Here is a 14,822-nt window from a genome sequence, read left to right as displayed (position 1 = left end):
CCGCGATGCAGCAATGGAAAATTCGTATTTTATCAGGCGTGCATACCGGAGTAGAAGTCACCTTACCTGAAGGTGCTCTCGTGCTTGGCAGTGACGACTTTATTGCTGATCTTGTACTGTCTGATGCTGGGGTCGAAGCGAACCATTTCACCCTCGTTTGCCAGCAAGACTCGGTCATTTTACGAGGCTGCGAAGAGGCAAATATTAACAGTGAAGACATCGCTGTTGCAGGTGATGGTATCGAGTTGTCACGCCATGCTGTTGTCTCGGTCGGCGTTGTGAAGTTCGCTCTGGGATACGCGGAAGATGCGTTAATTGTGAGTAACGTCAGCGACGAATCTAGCCAACAGAATACACCTGTGGTTGCTGTGCAACGCTCTAGCTGGAAAAAAACAACGCTCATCGCTTTGCTTTGTAGTTTTGTCCCGAGTGTCATTTTTGCCGGTATGTGGTACAGCCAAGCTAACGGAAACAACAATGAAATTGTTACAGAAGCAGAACCCATTGTTTTGGTACGTAACATCTTAGGCGAGCTCAAACTTAGCGACGTTCGCGTGGAATGGAATGCCGCCGCACGCCAAGCAGTCTTAGAGGGCTATGTTGAAGACCGAACACAGAAACTCGATCTGCTTGGTCGAATTGATGTATTGGGCATCAATTACAAAAGTGACTTAAGAACGATGGAAGAAATCCGTCGCGGGGTTCGATTTATTTTGCGCAACCTCGGCTATCACCAAGTGAAAGTCGAAAATGGCGATGAGACCGGCACACTGCTGCTGACGGGCTATATCGATGATGCCAGCCGCTGGAACCAAGTTGAACAAATTTTGGAGCGAGACGTGCCTGGTCTTGTTGCGTGGAAGGTTGAACTGCAGCGAGCGGGTGCCTACATGGATACGCTAAAAGCGTTATTGACGGATGCGGAGCTACTGAAAAAAGTCCAGTTGGTCACCAGCGGTGATCGCATCGAAGTTCGTGGTGAGCTTGATGATATCGAAACGACTCGATTTTACGGTGTGACCCGAGACTTCCGGGAACAATATGGTGAGAAACCGTACTTAGTTTTGAAATCCATACCTAAGGTGAGTAAAGGCACCAACATCGATTTCCCGTTTCGTAGCGTTAACTTTGGCCAGGTTCCATATGTGATTCTGACCGATAACGTTCGCTATATGGTCGGTGCAAGAACGCCTCAGGGCTACCGAATATCCAGTGTTACACCTGCTGGTATTGAGTTGGTTAAAGGCGGGCGGGTGATAACAATAGAACTCGGATATGAAGGCGAGACGAACAATGACAAATCTTGAACAAATTTTAAATAACGACACAAACGGTGCGGAAGTGCACAAGATTAAGAGCAAGCTCTTAGAAGCACAAGCGGTGGTGAAACGTCAGTTGGATTTAGGGTGCTCACCACAGCAGTACCAATTGCTACTCAAACAGTATGAAGCTTACACAGCCGCCTATGCGGTCGTTGAATCATACGAAGCTAACTAAAAAATACGAGGAAGTCTTATGTCATTTTACGATGCTAGTAACAGTGTAAACCTTGATGATGTTAAAGCTAAGTTAGAACAACAAGCGAAAGATGCTAACACAGAAGTGACGGCAGCCATCAAGAACCTAGAAACCAATGCCGATGATCCATCAAAGCTTGCCGAGCTTCAGCACGCGATCAACAAATGGTCTGTTGTTTACAATATCAATGCGACCACCACTCGTGCGATTAAAGATGTGATGCAGTCGATTCTCCAGAAGGTGTAAAGCATGGAACGAGAAACGCGCCAACTGCTGGCTGAAATCGCGCTGATGGCAACAGGTATGCATCGTCATCAAGAAGCCAACACGATTGCAGATGGCCTTGAAGCAAGCTCTGGTTCTGAAGAGACCGTTGCGATGATTCGTGCAATGAGCCTCATGAATAAAGGCTTGTATGAAGAGGCTCATCAATTACTCGAACCACTTTGTAACGCCTATCCAGATCTGATCAGCTTAGCGGCTCTTGCTTCTGCCAAAGCCGGTTTACTGAGCAAAGCGGAAAGCTGGGTAGAACTTGCGTCACAAGGAAGCGAAGAAAGCCAAGCATTTGCTGCGAGCTTTTCTCAGGACATTAGGAATCTTGGATGATCATTGATTCAAGCAACCTAAGTCTTCAACACCAATCTTTGCGTCAGTCGGAGTCGCGCCATTATGAGCGGAGCGATGAAGACAAGATGAAAGCACTCATGGAGCGAAGTGACAAGCAAGAGCAAGTTTCACATGTTTCTCCAAAAGAGACGCTAGAGAAAACAGAAGCCAAACTGGCGGAGATTAAAGCGTGGTACGAATCATTAAAAGACGCAGAGGTTGTCAGTAAACAAAGTGTCTTATCATCGTTAAATGAAGCGTTCTCCGACCCTCAAGTTAAACGAGAGGCAATGTGGTACGCCTTTCATGAGGCGAAGAGTGCAAAAGGCAACGAGCAGCCACAATCTGATTTGTTAAAGGTGTTGAAGCAGGAGTTACTAGGGAATTTTTCGGGACAGCTTATTGCCGAACCACCTGCTGATAAAACAGCACTAAAAGCAATGCTAGCGCAGCATTTTCCACTGGGTGCCCAGAAAGAACAAGCCTTATGGCATTGCTGGGCAGAGTTGAAGTCGTTACCTGATATGGCATCAACACTGGACATGGTTCGTGATGAACTTAGCTTCATGATCCAAAAAAATGCGATGGTGAAAAACATCATGACTCACAGTCACAAGTTAGATTTATCTTAGGAGTACATATGATAAACACGCAGTACACCGAGGTGATGCAAACCAACATTGATAAGTTACAGGATGCGCAAGTCGAAGACGGTTTAAGCGAACGTTTTGAGCAAGCTATGTCGGTTCCCGAGGCAAATAATGGCCTGGAGGGCGGTTTGCTAGAAAACATCAGCGAGTTGAAAAACACTATCGATAACGCGAAAAGTAACCTGCAAGACAACATGAAGATGGTGGGTGATGATCCGGCGCAATTGCTGCAAATGCAGTGGGCATTGACACGCATTACTTTTCAAGAAGAGCTGATCGCGAAGACCGTGGGTAAAACCACACAAAACGTAGAAACGTTATTGAAGGCACAATAGTGATGATGAATAAAATGAGAGCAGTTTTCATCATGCTCACGTTGTTTCTGGTAGGTTGTCAGACCGAGCTATACACCAACGTTACTCAGAAAGAGGGTAATGAGATGTTGTCGATCTTACTATCCGAAGGTGTCGTTGCAACAAAAGAACCTGACAAAGACAACACCGTCAAGTTAATGGTAGACAGTTCTCAAATCGCCTTCGCGGTAGATGCGCTAAAGCGAAAAGGTTATCCAAGAGAGCAGTTTTCTACACTGAAAGAGGTGTTTCCTAAAGACGATTTGATCTCGTCACCATTAGCAGAACGAGCACGTTTGGTGTATGCGAAATCTCAAGAACTCTCGTCAACCTTATCTCAGATTGATGGCGTGCTGGTGGCACGTGTTCATGTTGTTTTGGAAGATCAAGATCTGCGTCCAGGAGAGCGCCCAACTCCAGCTTCTGCCTCCGTATTTATTAAACACGCAGCAGATATTGCGCTTGATTCATATGTTCCGCAGATCAAATTATTAGTGAACAATAGTATTGAGGGGCTGAACTACGATCGAATCAGCGTAGTGATGGTACCCTCATCAGAGGTTCGAGTTGCTACTCAAAACAATCAATTTAAAAGCATTTTGTCGGTTCAGGTCACCAAAGAGACGGCGAATAATCTTATCGCCATTTTGGTGTTCTTGGTAGCGGCACTCATCGGCTCGAATATCGCTACTTTTACATGGTGTCGTAGGAACACGAAGCGTGGTTAAACCAGAAACACCACTCGCGCAGGTACAACACCAGTTTAACTATGCGCCTTGCCAGTACATCCATAGAAGTTGGATAGAGCAAAAGCAGCCTTGGTTACTAAATATCGAAGGCTGGAGAGATAACCCCATGTTTAACCAATGGTGCATAAATGAGTGGGCGTTATCTCCCGTTCCTGAGACGGCTTTTAACAAACCTTGCCATAGCTTGGCGTTGCTCCCAGCGGATGCGTTGAACCAACTCGTATTGATGGTGGGCGGAGCTTTGCATTGCGTTGCGATGCGAAGCGTTGTCTTAAAACATCCTAAACAGGTTCTGAACAACGTATTTGGTTTGGAAGGCGCTCGGTTCTTAATTCAAAACGGGCCGATGCTGTTATCCAGCTGGCCGCAAGGCTGGCAGCGTTCGTTACCAGAACTATTGGATGAAAGGTCTGTTGAAGCAAGCATGAGGGCGCTGGGATATTTTTGGATGAGGTTTATTTTGATTAACTCACCAGAAGATGTTGTTCTTCGTTGGCAATTCAAATTAGAAAAGCAACTTAGCGAAAACGCGGAAACAGCTAACTGGTTGGAAGCGGATCAACGAGATCTGGCGTATCGACTCACAAAAAAAATCGCAAAACAGGTTATTCCTCAATGGTTTCATTTGTTGAAATAAAAACAGACAATTTGCAGCTGGCACCTGGCTTAAAGGTGCTGAAAGCGAAAGATTATGCCAGTTATCTGGATTCGCAACACTTAGTTGAAGCCGCGAACTCCAAAGCTGAAAGCATCATTGCTAATGCCCAACAAGCCTACGAAACCGAAAAACAACGTGGTTATCAAGATGGCCTTGCACAAGCCAAGATTGAAAATGCGCAAACGATGGTTGAAACCTTAGCACGTTGTAATGACTACTATCAGCAAGTCGAAGAAAAAATGACAGGTGTGGTGTTAGAAGCAGTACGTAAGATCATCGATACCTTCGATGATGTCGATACCACGGTGAGTGTAGTTCGAGAAGCGTTGCAACTGGTGAGTAACCAAAAGCAGGTCATTTTACATGTCCACCCAGAGCAGGTTGTTGAGGTGAGAGAAAAGGTGGCTGGTGTATTAAGTGATTTCCCTGAAGTCGGTTATGTTGACGTGGTAGCAGATGCGCGCTTGAAAAATGGAGGCTGCATTTTGGAAACAGAAGTTGGGATCATCGACGCCAGTATTGATGGACAGCTGCATGCATTAAAGCAAGCCATGGTGAAGCAGCTCAGCGAGCGTAAAATTACGATTCATGAATGAACCTCAAAAACTCAGCACTTGCTGAGTTTTTTCATTTTAATGCCTTTAAACAAAAAAAATCCGACCATTTCTAAAATATTCACTGCCATAAATCCTTAAGAATACACCTAAGAAAGCTGCTTAGTTGATAAGTGTTGCAACCAAGCAGCGCCTCTAAAACAACAAAAATAGGATTATTTAGTCGAATGGCTAATGGATTTATAACTTCTTTACTGACAGATTTTGCCAGCCGCTGCCAATTGGAGCCGTTGGTTTTTGATGAGGATGATTGTTGCCATCTACTCGTTGAGCAAAACACAGCAATCACAATTCGTGCACAAGAAGATCGTGTGACGCTTATCGGGCTGATTTCAGGTAATAAACCGAGTGCTGATATTTTGCATCAACATATGAAAGATGCCTTAACGCAAGGCTCTCCAGCGGTATGCTGGGAGGAAGAGACCGGATATATCGGTTTCATACACCTGCCTCAGCAACTGCTAACTGCATCTTTTTTCGATGAGTCATTTGCGAATTTCATCGAGTGGTTAAAAAGTGCGAATACACAAGAAGTAACCAATAAAACAACCGAAGTACCGGAAACGAATACCACTCATTTTTCCACATTAAGGGTTTAAAACATGATCAGTTTTGGAAGTGTTAGCGCGTTGCAGGCCGCCATGCCGCAAGCTCGTAACGAGATACTTAACGAAGGTAAGCTGAGTATTGGTGGCAAAGAATACCAAATCAACGCAGCGACCCAAGAATTTACTCGCGCCAATCCTACGAATGGTGCAGTAGCGCGATTTTTTGAAGCGACAGGAAAACTGTTTCGCGAAGGTAGCCCACAATCGGTAGCGAAAGCCCTTACAAAAGCCGTATTTGATAATGAGCAAGGACAAGCTCAGCGTTTACAAGCTGCTTCTTCTGTTGAGCATGGACAAATGTTCTTCAAAGATGGAAGCATAAAAACCGCATCAGATGTATTAAATGCATTCGCAAAATTGGATAGCAAAACGGTCCAATCGCACTCTGCTGAGCTAAACCAGTTAGCGGAGCGAGCAATGACAGAATCAATGCTAGAAACCGATTCTGGTAAAAACCTCACATCACTGATTGGCGAAAGTGCAGCGAAGTCGCTTGCTGGACGTGTAGTAAAAGACTATGGCGGTGGTGTGTCTGCAGCGCAAAAAAATCCAGCAGGTAGCATCACTCAAATGCAAGCGGTGTTTGATATGGAGGTGATGCATCTTAAATCGGCGCAACGCCATATCGAAGGTCTAGCAAGCACCGATCTAAGCCAAGGTGTATACGCTGAAGGACTGGCAGAGGACGCGTTTAACAAAAGTGGCGTCACCGATAATGTCGAACGAGCTGCGGCGTGGATCATTAATGCTTCTAACTCTAAAGGAAACGATGCCGAAAACATTACGTCTTTACTTAAAGAATACGCGTCTAATGGTAAAGATTTATTGAATATGGAAAACCTAAAAGAGCTACACGCTCGATTGGTGCCTAATGTTGAGCGTGATTACCGAGGGCCAAATATTTCGGGTGGCACTTTGCCGTCAAGTATTGGCGGTGAGGGCATGTTAAAGCAGCACATTGAAGGCTTTTTGAAAGAGAACCCTGTAGAAGATAAAGACTTAGGTAAACATTTGTTCGCCGGAGTTATCGGGTACCATGGCTTTACCGATGGAAATGGTCGCATGGGGCGCATGCTATACGCGATAGCAGAACTTCGTAACGACTCGTTCAATCCTTTAGCTATGGATGCAGAAAATAGCCTTCACGGTATTAAGTGATTTTCTACTTCTATTTAATTTTTGGAGCGGCGATTGCCGCTCTTTTATTTTCCAGCTTAACCTTAATTTTTCTTCTCAATAAAACGGCTAATAGCAATAAAAATGAGACGTTGAAATAAAGTGTCGGTTTCTATCTCGCCATAAAATCTCTTTTATCCTTATTCGCTTATTTAAATGAGCCGTTATACCCAAGTGGCTTCGCTGAAATAAATATATCGATGTCACTTAGTTATAATAAATTAGACAGGACACAACATGGATACAGGAAAGATTAATATGCTTCTCTCTGAGCTGGGAGAAGTGCTGAACCTTGAGCGCGTGACAGCGTATGACGATCAAATGTGGTCACTGCATTTTGCTGAAAACAACAGTGTCGATGTTCTGCTCGTAGAGGAAAAAGGCGAGTTATTGATTTCCAAAAACCTGCTTATAGAACAAGATGATATTACGCTAGATAAACTTCAAGTTTTACTTGAATACAACTTCTTGTATCGAGAAACAGGTGGTGTGCAGTTTTGTGTGAATCCAACACGCAAAGACGTTGTTCTTCAAGTTGCTATCGCGGCTGGAAGTGAACTCACCAACATTGCTAACTTAATCATTCAGTTGAATGAATTAGTTGATACTTGGGGACAGTTATTTCAAAACAACACGGTTGTAGATTTTAGCCAAACAGACGTACACGCATTTATTCAAGTTTAAGGCATCACACATGGTCAATATTAATACATCGCACATGCACTCGTTGAGTCAGTTAACGTCACATTTGGCGACACAAAATCAGGCTGACGACAAAGAGGTTCGAGCACACAACGGCAAAGATATTTTTGTTAAAGAGGGTGCACCAAAAAATAAAAGTATCAGCGCGCGTATTAGCCACCAGAATAAAGCGAAAGATATTGTAGTGAACCTGCTTACTAAGCAGGGTATTCCTAAAGATGTTGCGAAGCTCATGCTGAAAAATGTGTTGAACGGTGAAAACAAGTTAACGCTTGGGAGCCTGAAAAATCTTGAGAGATTGTCGTCTGGCCCTAGCTCAAATTGGCCCACTGCACAAACGGCAGCCTCTTCTTCCAAAACCAATAAAGCCTCATCGAGTGTCGCGCTTATCAACGAACATAAAGCCAACCTTCAAAAGCTTGGTGATTTTGCCTGTACGGACTTAAATACGTTCGGTGTTAAGGGGTCACAGTTTTATGAAACAAAAGGAAAGCCACGACTAAAAGAGCTTCACGCGGATCAAGCGCGAATCATGCAAGATCACAGAGCGACGATGTCCGCAAACGGAGTTCAAGCTGCAGCACAAAGAGGAACCGCACCGCAATTAAGCACTCTACAGAACATTGCTAAGGCAGTACAAACCGCGAAAGCCGGCTGCTGTACTACATTTGCCTTTGCTGCCGCCGCTGAGATGATTCAAGGCATGTCAGGAACACCTGAAAGTGAACCCAAAGTAGAAGTGGTTGCGTTTAAAAAGGGTCATTCAGGTACACACCTTTATGTACTGGTTGGTCGACAAGAGGGGAGCGACATAAAAGATCCATCAACGTGGAGTAAGGATGTGAAAATTGTTGACCCGTGGGCGACATCTGCATTCGGTGCACCAATGTTTGGAGATGCACAACGACCACCTGTTTCGAATATGTTCCCGCCAACAGAAGTCATTTTTGATAGCCATAAACTGGGTTAGTCACTCTGCAAAAGAAGTGAGCAAATACACCATGCTAAGCATCTAACCTTTATTGAAAGAGCAGCCCTGAGCTGCTCTTTTTTATTACTCTGGAAACTCGTTTTTAGAGCGAGATTTCTGCGGAAAACCTCACAATGAAGGCGAAAAAGTGACAAAAATAAAGCCATTACCGACATCGTTCAATCTGCAATCGTTGTTCAATAGAGTTATTGAAACAAAAGGAAAAAGTTATGAACACGATTCAACAACTGCTCTTGGAGTTTTGCCAACTCAATGAGTTGCCCGAACTGAATTTTGAAGAAAATGAACGTTGTCAGCTACTGGTCGATGATCGCTACATGTTGTATTTCATCGCGACAGATACGGATGATTTGATGTTGTCTGTAACGTTCGGAGGGTTAGAAAAATCCGGTGAACAACGACTAAAAGGTTTAGAGCTTCTTGCTCATGCTAACTATCAAGGAATTGGTAGTGGCAACCTCGCACTTGCTTTAGCTCCAAATGGTCGACAGCTTGTCTTAGCAGGACGTAAACCCGTTGAGCATCTAAATACGACGAACCTTACCGCTTGGTTTCACGAAGTTATTGAACAGGCCGAGCTGTGGCAAGCGCGTTTCGCAATGTTGGAACAAGCGATTCCAACCACCTCTAATCATGAACAAGCTCATGTTCAATCACTTCGTGTGTAGGAGAGAGAAATGGTTAATACAACACAAAAAATCAGCCAAAGCCCAGTACCTGATCTAGAGCAGTTTCGTGCAGTTGCTGCGCAAAAAGATGACCGAGTGATCAGTAAAAGAGGTGAAGTAAAAGAACCTTCCACATTCCACAAAGGTCACAAGTTTGCTTCTATTCACGAAGGCGTATTGAGAAGCAAATACACTAAGTTTTTCCAAGAAAACATCAAAACTCACCTTGATTTAAAGCAGGCGCTACTTAAGCAAGAAAAACCTGAGGTTGCGCTGTTGGCTTACTCCCTAGTGAGTCCTTCAGGCTATCGCGGTGAGCCACTTACTGAGCGTAAAATCTTAGAAGTTGTCAGCCTATTGGATGAAATAAAAGTGAGCAGCGATACGTACCAGCAGCTTAAAAATACGTTTGATGCGATCAGCAAAGATCCGCGTATGCAGGTGAGCTTAGAAGCCCAGTATCCGGGAAAAATGGATGGCTTTGCTGCTGAACTGCTGCAGATGGGCAAAGAAAAGCTAAAAGGTTCTGGTGTTAACGCCGTTATTAACTTGGCATTACCTGGCGTTGGCTTATTGATTTCTACAGGTCGAGAGTTGCACAAAGCGGCCGTAAATGGTGATGCTGAGGCTTACCATCATCAGTTAGAACAAATTTCACAGCTGCCAGGGCGAGATCAACGTCTTTCTATGCCGATGCAGCAAACCTTGGCTCAAGGTCATGCGATACTGTCGGCTGAAGGTGGCATTGGAGCTACATTAGGTATGGCGACGGGGAGCCTGGGCACGTTCGGTGTTAGCTCTGTAGCAACGGTGGGCGTCACACCGATAGCAAAAGAGGCAATCGGTTCTGCGGCAACGACTGCTATCATGAGCGGCGGTGGTTTTGTGGCGAACCAAGCTGGGGCATACGGGTTAAATACGGAAGTAAAAGAGCAACTTATGCAAGGTGAAATGTCTGGTGTTTTACCTAGACTTGAAGTTTCCAATGCAAAAGGAGACTTTACCTTCAGTATGCAAGATCCGGCTTCTGTCCGTGCATTAATGGCGTACCTTGGTCCTAAGGAGAATACTGCAATGACTTCTCCTCAAGCGCCTAAAGAGGCACAAGAGATGGAAGCCGCTCGATTAACACTGAAAAAGATGTTGGGTTCAGAACCAAGTGAGCACTTGGTCCCTGACGTAGACTCTATCTTGAAGCTAAGCCCAGAGGATGCACCAAGTAAAACCGAGTCTATTGCTAACGGGGCATTTAAAAAACTGTTAGGAGAAGATTGGGATTGGCTCATGCCAGCTGTTCGAGCGATTGATAAAGGGGAAGCAAGTAAAATAAACGAAAAGCTCACCTACAAGCTCCCCCTAGATGCAGCAAACGGACGAGTTTATCTTGATAAATGCCCAAACCTGAGTGACGTCCAGTTAGGTGCGCTAGAAAAATTAGGCTCACCAAGTCAATTGCGATTGATGTACTTGGCAGAAGGCTGGGTGTAATTTCAAATGGTAAAGTAGGGAGTAGGTGCTGCTCCTTACTTTATCTACCGTCAGCGTTACTTTTTGGGGCTGGCTCATCGCCATTGAATTTAACTTTTCGACTGAAGAAACAAACACACAAGTGTCAACGTTATACCAACCCAACCAATGAAAGAAATTTCTTCCCCAACAATCGCAACTGCTAGTGCTGCTGCGATAACAGGTTCAAATAGCGTGAGTATGCTAGCTCCACTGGCTGTAACAAATCGTAACCCAAACCCAAAAGCGACGTAACCTAACCCCATTGGAATCAAGGCCATGTAGAGCATGACCGTCGTATTAGTTGACGATGCAAATAGATTATCACCCGTGATGAAAAGTGTTGGTAGAAGCAAAACTCCACCAATACCAAAAACACTTCCCATGGCCGTTTGCGATTCAATGCCGTGGTCAATCATAGCCTTTACTCCCCATGAGTAAATGGCGTACGTCAAACCTGCCAATAGGCCAAGTAATACACCCCAATGCTTCATATCATGATCAAATAAGCTATTTGCGGATGACTCAGAAGCCAACAACAAGGTAATACCAATGACCCCGATTGCGAAACTCATCACCCAGCGCTTGGTTATGGTCTTATTTCGGCTAAAGAGACACTCTAACAAAGCAGAAAAGAAAGGTGCAGTGGAGATAGAAATAACCGTACCAATAGCCACACCGGCGAATCGCATTGATGAATAAAAAGCCAGTGGGTAGGTGGCTAAGGCGATAATACTAACCAGTAACGTTTTCTTCTTATGTACGACTTTTCGAAAATCTCTCTTCAGTGACTTCGCAGACAGACATGCTTGCATAAACCCACCAATACCCATAGAAAATGCGCCAATGGCGAGAGCACTGACATCCGGTGCCAAGCTGGCAGCGGTGCCCGTCGTTCCCCACAGGGTTGAAGCAAAAAGTATGGATAAAGTTCCTAATTGATAGTCGGTGAAATGTTTTTTTAACACTGTAATTTCTACCTAGTGAATGGCTGTTTTAGGGTAGAAAGAATAAAAGAAAGCGATAGAGATTTTTGTGCTGAAAAGACGGAATACTTGTTCCAGAGGACTATTTTAGTGACTACCGGGAAAACTCTCTAGGAGACATGCCAAAATGCATTGAAAACCGTCGACTAAACGCGGAAAGGTCACTATAGCCAACTCGTTCAGCTATCAACTGGACTGGAAGGTCTGTATGAGTCAGTAGTGCTTTGGCTTTTTCCATACGTTGTAGTGTAATGTACTTATGGACGCTCATTTTTAGCTGCTCTTTAAAAAGCTTTTTAAACTGCGTCGGACTCAAGCAAGCGGCATTAGCTAACGAGGCAATGGTGAGTGGCTGATAAAGCTGCTCGGCGATCAAAACCTGTACATCTCGAATACGCGAATCCACGGAGCGAGACCGCTTTTGCTGCTCCAGCAACAGATAGAAGGTTGCAACCATTGAGTTTTCAATTTCATCATTAACCTGATACTCAAGTTGCTTTTCGACAAACTGGATAAAGCTCAGTAGAGGCGGGCTAATCGAAAACACAGCCACACTATTATCCATCAAATGAGTGGGCAAAGTGGTCATATCCGCAACAATAAAGCGTGATGACTCTTCGGCATTAAAACCGTGAGCACAACTTTTGGGGATGACTATGCAGTCGCCAACCGCCACCTTTCCGACATAGCTATCCATATCAATATGTATGTTGCCCTGGAGAGGAAGCACCAGTTGATGATAATCACTATGAGTATGTCGGCTCATACGTTTCGTGTAGGAGCGAATGCTTAAGCTAGATTTCATAAAAACAACATACAGTTAAAGGATACCGCATTATAGCGTTGAAAGTATCGAGGTTGAAAGCTGGGTAGTTGTAAGCCCAGATCTTGAATGGGATGTGGTTTGTTAGTCCGCCTCGGACTCTAACGAAGCCAACCAACGAAGCACTTCCGCAGTTGCCTCAATAAGATCGCTTGGGATGTACTGGTCGACGTTACCGTCGGCGTATAGTGCACGAGCAAGAGGGACTTTTTGCATCACAGGCACGCCTTCCTCTTTAGCGATTGCGACCATACGTTTGGCTACCGCATCGGTTTCCATCAAAGTGATGACGGGCAGGGGCGTTTCGCCTTTCTTGTAATAAAGGCCAACCGCGATATGTGTTGGGTTTGTAACTAATACATTAGAACGTTTAACGTTTTCGCGTTGATTGGAGGCTTGTAGCTCTTGATGCAACTGACGACGTTTGCTTTTTATTTCTGGACTGCCTTCCATCTCTTTGTATTCGCGTTTCACTTCGTCCTTGCTCATTTTGAGCTTTTTCGTGTGATCAAATTTCTGGTACGCAAAATCTGCGGCAGCGATGACGATGAAGCCTACCGAAGAGATAATCATTAATTGTTTAATCATGACGCCAGTAATGGTCGGGACACATTCTAGCCCACAAGTTGGAATTTGCATTAAAGCGTTGATGTTACCGCGTAATGTCACCCAGATAATGCAGGAAAGAAGAGAGACTTTAAGGATCGACTTGATAAACTCAATCACACTCTTAAGGGAAAAAATGCGTTTGGCCCCTTCGACGGGATTGATCTTTTTGATGTCGGGTTTAACGGATTCACCACTAAATAGGAATCCGAACTGCCCCATATTGGAAAAGATGGCGACGAGTGCAGCAACCAGAATAATCGGAGCGAGTAGATAGGCAATTTCTTTTGCGATGGCGATAGCGACATCGACTAGCGCATCTTGGAAACCCTGATAAGCAAGCTTACTTGGTAGGAGAATAAGCGCTGAGATGTGCGACATGTAATAATCGGCGAACGCAAACAGTACAATTATGAGCGCCAAAATTAATGCAGACGATACGATTTCTTGGCTTTTGGCAACCTGACCTTTCTGTCGAGCATCGCGTAACTTTTTTGCGGTGGGTTGCTCTGTTTTTTCTGCACTCATAAAGAATCCTAAGCGTTATTGCCAAATGGTATTGAGTTGTTCTGCGAATCGGGTAATGCCGTAAAACTGTACTTCAAAGTGATCCATCATTATTCCGAGATACACGATCAGTAAAACACTCGCGATGGCACTTTTTATTGGCATGGCAAGGAAAAAAACATTCAATTGCGGTGCAAAACGACTGATAAGCGCCAGACCAAACTCAGCAAGAAACATTGCCAACACTAGTGGAGCGGACATCAACACACCAAGCCACATAAGCTGTTCAAATTGCGCGTAGAAGAAACTCACCCATGCGTCGTTAACGGTTGGGAAAAAGTCCACGATCGGCCAAGATGTATAGCTTTTGAATAACGCATAGATAAAAGTGACAAAGCCCCCGCCAGAGAAGAACAGGGTAATCAACGTTTGGGTCAGTAATACCGCTGTTGGTGTGGATTGTGAGCCTAGCGTTGGGTTAAACATACTTGCCATGGCAGCCCCACGTTGGTTGTCGACCAGAAAACCGGCCGCTTCTATCGCCCAAAAGGGGATAGCAGCAACAAACCCTATCAATAGCCCAATTAATACCTCCTTACCCAAAATCATTATCAGCCAAATGCCGTCGGTTTCTGCGGGCAAGCTTTGCTGATTAATCATCGGAAATATAAACAGTGCGAGTGAGCAAAGCACACCATTTCTCACCATGGTGCCGCCTAACATTTGCTTGCTCAAAATAGGCAAAAAGATGAAGCATGCCATTAACCTAGGTAACGTCAGGCTGTACAAAAATAAAGCCTGGTGTAAGTCGTGATAACTCATCGTATTTGAGGAATTTTATCCATAGCAAGCGAGGCGAAGGCGTGGAGCTCTGCCCCTAGCCATTGCGTTGTGACGAACAGCGTAATAATGACCGCGATAAGCTTGACCACAAAGCCTAACGTTTGTTCTTGGACCTGAGTTAACGCCTGAATAAGCGACACCAATGTACCAACCAATGCTGCGACTAAAATCGGCGGTAATGACAAGTACAACACTAGGGTTAATGCTTGAGTCGTGAAATGAATGATTTCAGCAGAATGCATACTTTCTCCGTGA

Annotated in this window: 20 protein-coding genes; 15 read left to right on the top strand and 5 right to left on the bottom strand. The window is 44.6% G+C overall.

Annotation, left to right across the window (positions count from 1 at the left end):
• The first annotated feature begins 5 nt into the window (after positions 1 to 5).
• The 15 genes from sctD to R7E42_RS05830 all read left to right on the top strand — a co-directional run bounded on the left by sctD (position 6) and on the right by R7E42_RS05830 (position 10,784).
• Positions 6 to 1,307 carry a type III secretion system inner membrane ring subunit SctD gene (gene sctD / locus R7E42_RS05900; RefSeq protein ID WP_017821344.1) on the top strand — a complete coding sequence of 434 codons (1,302 nt, stop codon included), beginning with the start codon at positions 6 to 8 and terminating at the stop codon, positions 1,305 to 1,307.
• Entirely contained in the window at positions 1,294 to 1,497 is a 204-nt protein-coding gene (locus R7E42_RS05895) for an EscE/YscE/SsaE family type III secretion system needle protein co-chaperone (RefSeq protein ID WP_017821343.1), read from the top strand. The genes sctD and R7E42_RS05895 overlap by 14 nt, the downstream gene beginning before the upstream one ends.
• A gap of 18 nt (positions 1,498 to 1,515) precedes the next feature.
• On the top strand, positions 1,516 to 1,764 hold the full coding sequence (gene sctF / locus R7E42_RS05890; RefSeq protein WP_005377199.1) for a type III secretion system needle filament subunit SctF: 249 nt from the start codon (positions 1,516 to 1,518) through the stop codon (positions 1,762 to 1,764).
• A gap of 3 nt (positions 1,765 to 1,767) precedes the next feature.
• Positions 1,768 to 2,127, top strand: coding sequence for a YscG family type III secretion system chaperone (locus tag R7E42_RS05885; protein WP_005377200.1), 360 nt, complete (start codon positions 1,768 to 1,770; stop codon positions 2,125 to 2,127).
• Complete coding sequence (locus tag R7E42_RS05880) at positions 2,124 to 2,759, top strand: YopR family T3SS polymerization control protein (protein WP_025768115.1); 636 nt, start codon at positions 2,124 to 2,126, stop codon at positions 2,757 to 2,759. Before R7E42_RS05885 ends, R7E42_RS05880 begins: the two co-directional genes overlap by 4 nt.
• Before the next feature lie 8 nt (positions 2,760 to 2,767).
• Entirely contained in the window at positions 2,768 to 3,112 is a 345-nt protein-coding gene (gene vscI, locus R7E42_RS05875; RefSeq protein ID WP_005377202.1) for a SctI family type III secretion system inner rod subunit VscI, read from the top strand.
• A complete protein-coding gene (sctJ, locus tag R7E42_RS05870; protein ID WP_086012989.1) occupies positions 3,112 to 3,858 on the top strand; it encodes a type III secretion system inner membrane ring lipoprotein SctJ in 747 nt (248 codons plus the stop codon). Before vscI ends, sctJ begins: the two co-directional genes overlap by 1 nt.
• Positions 3,851 to 4,516, top strand: coding sequence for a SctK family type III secretion system sorting platform protein VscK (vscK, locus tag R7E42_RS05865; RefSeq protein WP_262681787.1), 666 nt, complete (start codon positions 3,851 to 3,853; stop codon positions 4,514 to 4,516). Before sctJ ends, vscK begins: the two co-directional genes overlap by 8 nt.
• A complete protein-coding gene (locus tag R7E42_RS05860; protein ID WP_005387146.1) occupies positions 4,495 to 5,133 on the top strand; it encodes an HrpE/YscL family type III secretion apparatus protein in 639 nt (212 codons plus the stop codon). The genes vscK and R7E42_RS05860 overlap by 22 nt, the downstream gene beginning before the upstream one ends.
• 185 nt (positions 5,134 to 5,318) lie before the next feature.
• Entirely contained in the window at positions 5,319 to 5,750 is a 432-nt protein-coding gene (locus tag R7E42_RS05855; protein ID WP_005377206.1) for a type III secretion system chaperone, read from the top strand.
• Between the two features lie 3 nt (positions 5,751 to 5,753).
• Positions 5,754 to 6,917 carry a VopS family T3SS effector adenosine monophosphate-protein transferase gene (locus R7E42_RS05850; RefSeq protein ID WP_318072424.1) on the top strand — a complete coding sequence of 388 codons (1,164 nt, stop codon included), beginning with the start codon at positions 5,754 to 5,756 and terminating at the stop codon, positions 6,915 to 6,917.
• 255 nt (positions 6,918 to 7,172) lie between these two features.
• Entirely contained in the window at positions 7,173 to 7,619 is a 447-nt protein-coding gene (locus R7E42_RS05845; RefSeq protein ID WP_033906168.1) for a type III secretion system chaperone, read from the top strand.
• 10 nt (positions 7,620 to 7,629) lie between these two features.
• Positions 7,630 to 8,607, top strand: coding sequence for a type III secretion system effector VopR (gene vopR / locus R7E42_RS05840; protein ID WP_054579503.1), 978 nt, complete (start codon positions 7,630 to 7,632; stop codon positions 8,605 to 8,607).
• 230 nt (positions 8,608 to 8,837) lie between these two features.
• On the top strand, positions 8,838 to 9,296 hold the full coding sequence (locus R7E42_RS05835) for a CesT family type III secretion system chaperone (RefSeq protein ID WP_318072423.1): 459 nt from the start codon (positions 8,838 to 8,840) through the stop codon (positions 9,294 to 9,296).
• A 9-nt stretch (positions 9,297 to 9,305) separates the two neighbouring features.
• Positions 9,306 to 10,784 (top strand): CesT family type III secretion system chaperone, encoded by a 1,479-nt coding sequence (locus tag R7E42_RS05830; protein ID WP_258657500.1) that lies wholly within the window; start codon positions 9,306 to 9,308, stop codon positions 10,782 to 10,784.
• Between the two features lie 89 nt (positions 10,785 to 10,873).
• On the opposite strand, the gene R7E42_RS05825 is transcribed toward R7E42_RS05830, so the two are convergent.
• The 5 genes from R7E42_RS05825 to vscS all read right to left on the bottom strand — a co-directional run bounded on the left by R7E42_RS05825 (position 10,874) and on the right by vscS (position 14,809).
• Entirely contained in the window at positions 10,874 to 11,776 is a 903-nt protein-coding gene (locus tag R7E42_RS05825; RefSeq protein ID WP_372009096.1) for a DMT family transporter, read from the bottom strand.
• Between the two features lie 106 nt (positions 11,777 to 11,882).
• Positions 11,883 to 12,593: a helix-turn-helix domain-containing protein gene (locus R7E42_RS05820; RefSeq protein WP_258657505.1), complete on the bottom strand. Its 711-nt coding sequence runs from the start codon at positions 12,591 to 12,593 to the stop codon at positions 11,883 to 11,885.
• Between the two features lie 102 nt (positions 12,594 to 12,695).
• Positions 12,696 to 13,745, bottom strand: a complete 1,050-nt coding sequence (gene vscU, locus R7E42_RS05815) for a SctU family type III secretion system export apparatus subunit VscU (RefSeq protein ID WP_005387129.1) — start codon at positions 13,743 to 13,745, stop codon at positions 12,696 to 12,698.
• A 15-nt stretch (positions 13,746 to 13,760) separates the two neighbouring features.
• Positions 13,761 to 14,546: a type III secretion system export apparatus subunit SctT gene (gene sctT, locus R7E42_RS05810; protein WP_033906165.1), complete on the bottom strand. Its 786-nt coding sequence runs from the start codon at positions 14,544 to 14,546 to the stop codon at positions 13,761 to 13,763.
• Positions 14,543 to 14,809 (bottom strand): SctS family type III secretion system export apparatus subunit VscS, encoded by a 267-nt coding sequence (gene vscS / locus R7E42_RS05805; RefSeq protein ID WP_005377227.1) that lies wholly within the window; start codon positions 14,807 to 14,809, stop codon positions 14,543 to 14,545. The genes sctT and vscS overlap by 4 nt, the downstream gene beginning before the upstream one ends.
• Positions 14,810 to 14,822: the final 13 nt, after the last annotated feature.

This window comes from Vibrio sp. Vb1337, from assembly GCF_033338715.1.
Taxonomy (GTDB): domain Bacteria; phylum Pseudomonadota; class Gammaproteobacteria; order Enterobacterales; family Vibrionaceae; genus Vibrio; species Vibrio alginolyticus.
Note: the sequence above shows the minus strand (reverse complement) of the source record. Positions and strands in the feature narration are given on the sequence as shown.

What these genes read in the sequence shown, in the direction of transcription:
- vscS (WP_005377227.1), bottom strand. Translation starts at nt 14,809, where the DNA reads ATGCATTCTGCTGAAATCATTCATTTCACGACTCAAGCATTAACCCTA.
- R7E42_RS05880 (WP_025768115.1), top strand. Translation starts at nt 2,124, where the DNA reads ATGATCATTGATTCAAGCAACCTAAGTCTTCAACACCAATCTTTGCGT.
- vscU (WP_005387129.1), bottom strand. Translation starts at nt 13,745, where the DNA reads ATGAGTGCAGAAAAAACAGAGCAACCCACCGCAAAAAAGTTACGCGAT.
- R7E42_RS05845 (WP_033906168.1), top strand. Translation starts at nt 7,173, where the DNA reads ATGGATACAGGAAAGATTAATATGCTTCTCTCTGAGCTGGGAGAAGTG.
- vopR (WP_054579503.1), top strand. Translation starts at nt 7,630, where the DNA reads ATGGTCAATATTAATACATCGCACATGCACTCGTTGAGTCAGTTAACG.
- R7E42_RS05830 (WP_258657500.1), top strand. Translation starts at nt 9,306, where the DNA reads ATGGTTAATACAACACAAAAAATCAGCCAAAGCCCAGTACCTGATCTA.
- vscI (WP_005377202.1), top strand. Translation starts at nt 2,768, where the DNA reads ATGATAAACACGCAGTACACCGAGGTGATGCAAACCAACATTGATAAG.
- R7E42_RS05820 (WP_258657505.1), bottom strand. Translation starts at nt 12,593, where the DNA reads ATGAAATCTAGCTTAAGCATTCGCTCCTACACGAAACGTATGAGCCGA.
- R7E42_RS05860 (WP_005387146.1), top strand. Translation starts at nt 4,495, where the DNA reads ATGGTTTCATTTGTTGAAATAAAAACAGACAATTTGCAGCTGGCACCT.
- R7E42_RS05855 (WP_005377206.1), top strand. Translation starts at nt 5,319, where the DNA reads ATGGCTAATGGATTTATAACTTCTTTACTGACAGATTTTGCCAGCCGC.
- sctD (WP_017821344.1), top strand. Translation starts at nt 6, where the DNA reads ATGCAGCAATGGAAAATTCGTATTTTATCAGGCGTGCATACCGGAGTA.
- R7E42_RS05885 (WP_005377200.1), top strand. Translation starts at nt 1,768, where the DNA reads ATGGAACGAGAAACGCGCCAACTGCTGGCTGAAATCGCGCTGATGGCA.
- R7E42_RS05895 (WP_017821343.1), top strand. Translation starts at nt 1,294, where the DNA reads ATGACAAATCTTGAACAAATTTTAAATAACGACACAAACGGTGCGGAA.
- sctF (WP_005377199.1), top strand. Translation starts at nt 1,516, where the DNA reads ATGTCATTTTACGATGCTAGTAACAGTGTAAACCTTGATGATGTTAAA.
- R7E42_RS05835 (WP_318072423.1), top strand. Translation starts at nt 8,838, where the DNA reads ATGAACACGATTCAACAACTGCTCTTGGAGTTTTGCCAACTCAATGAG.
- sctT (WP_033906165.1), bottom strand. Translation starts at nt 14,546, where the DNA reads ATGAGTTATCACGACTTACACCAGGCTTTATTTTTGTACAGCCTGACG.
- R7E42_RS05850 (WP_318072424.1), top strand. Translation starts at nt 5,754, where the DNA reads ATGATCAGTTTTGGAAGTGTTAGCGCGTTGCAGGCCGCCATGCCGCAA.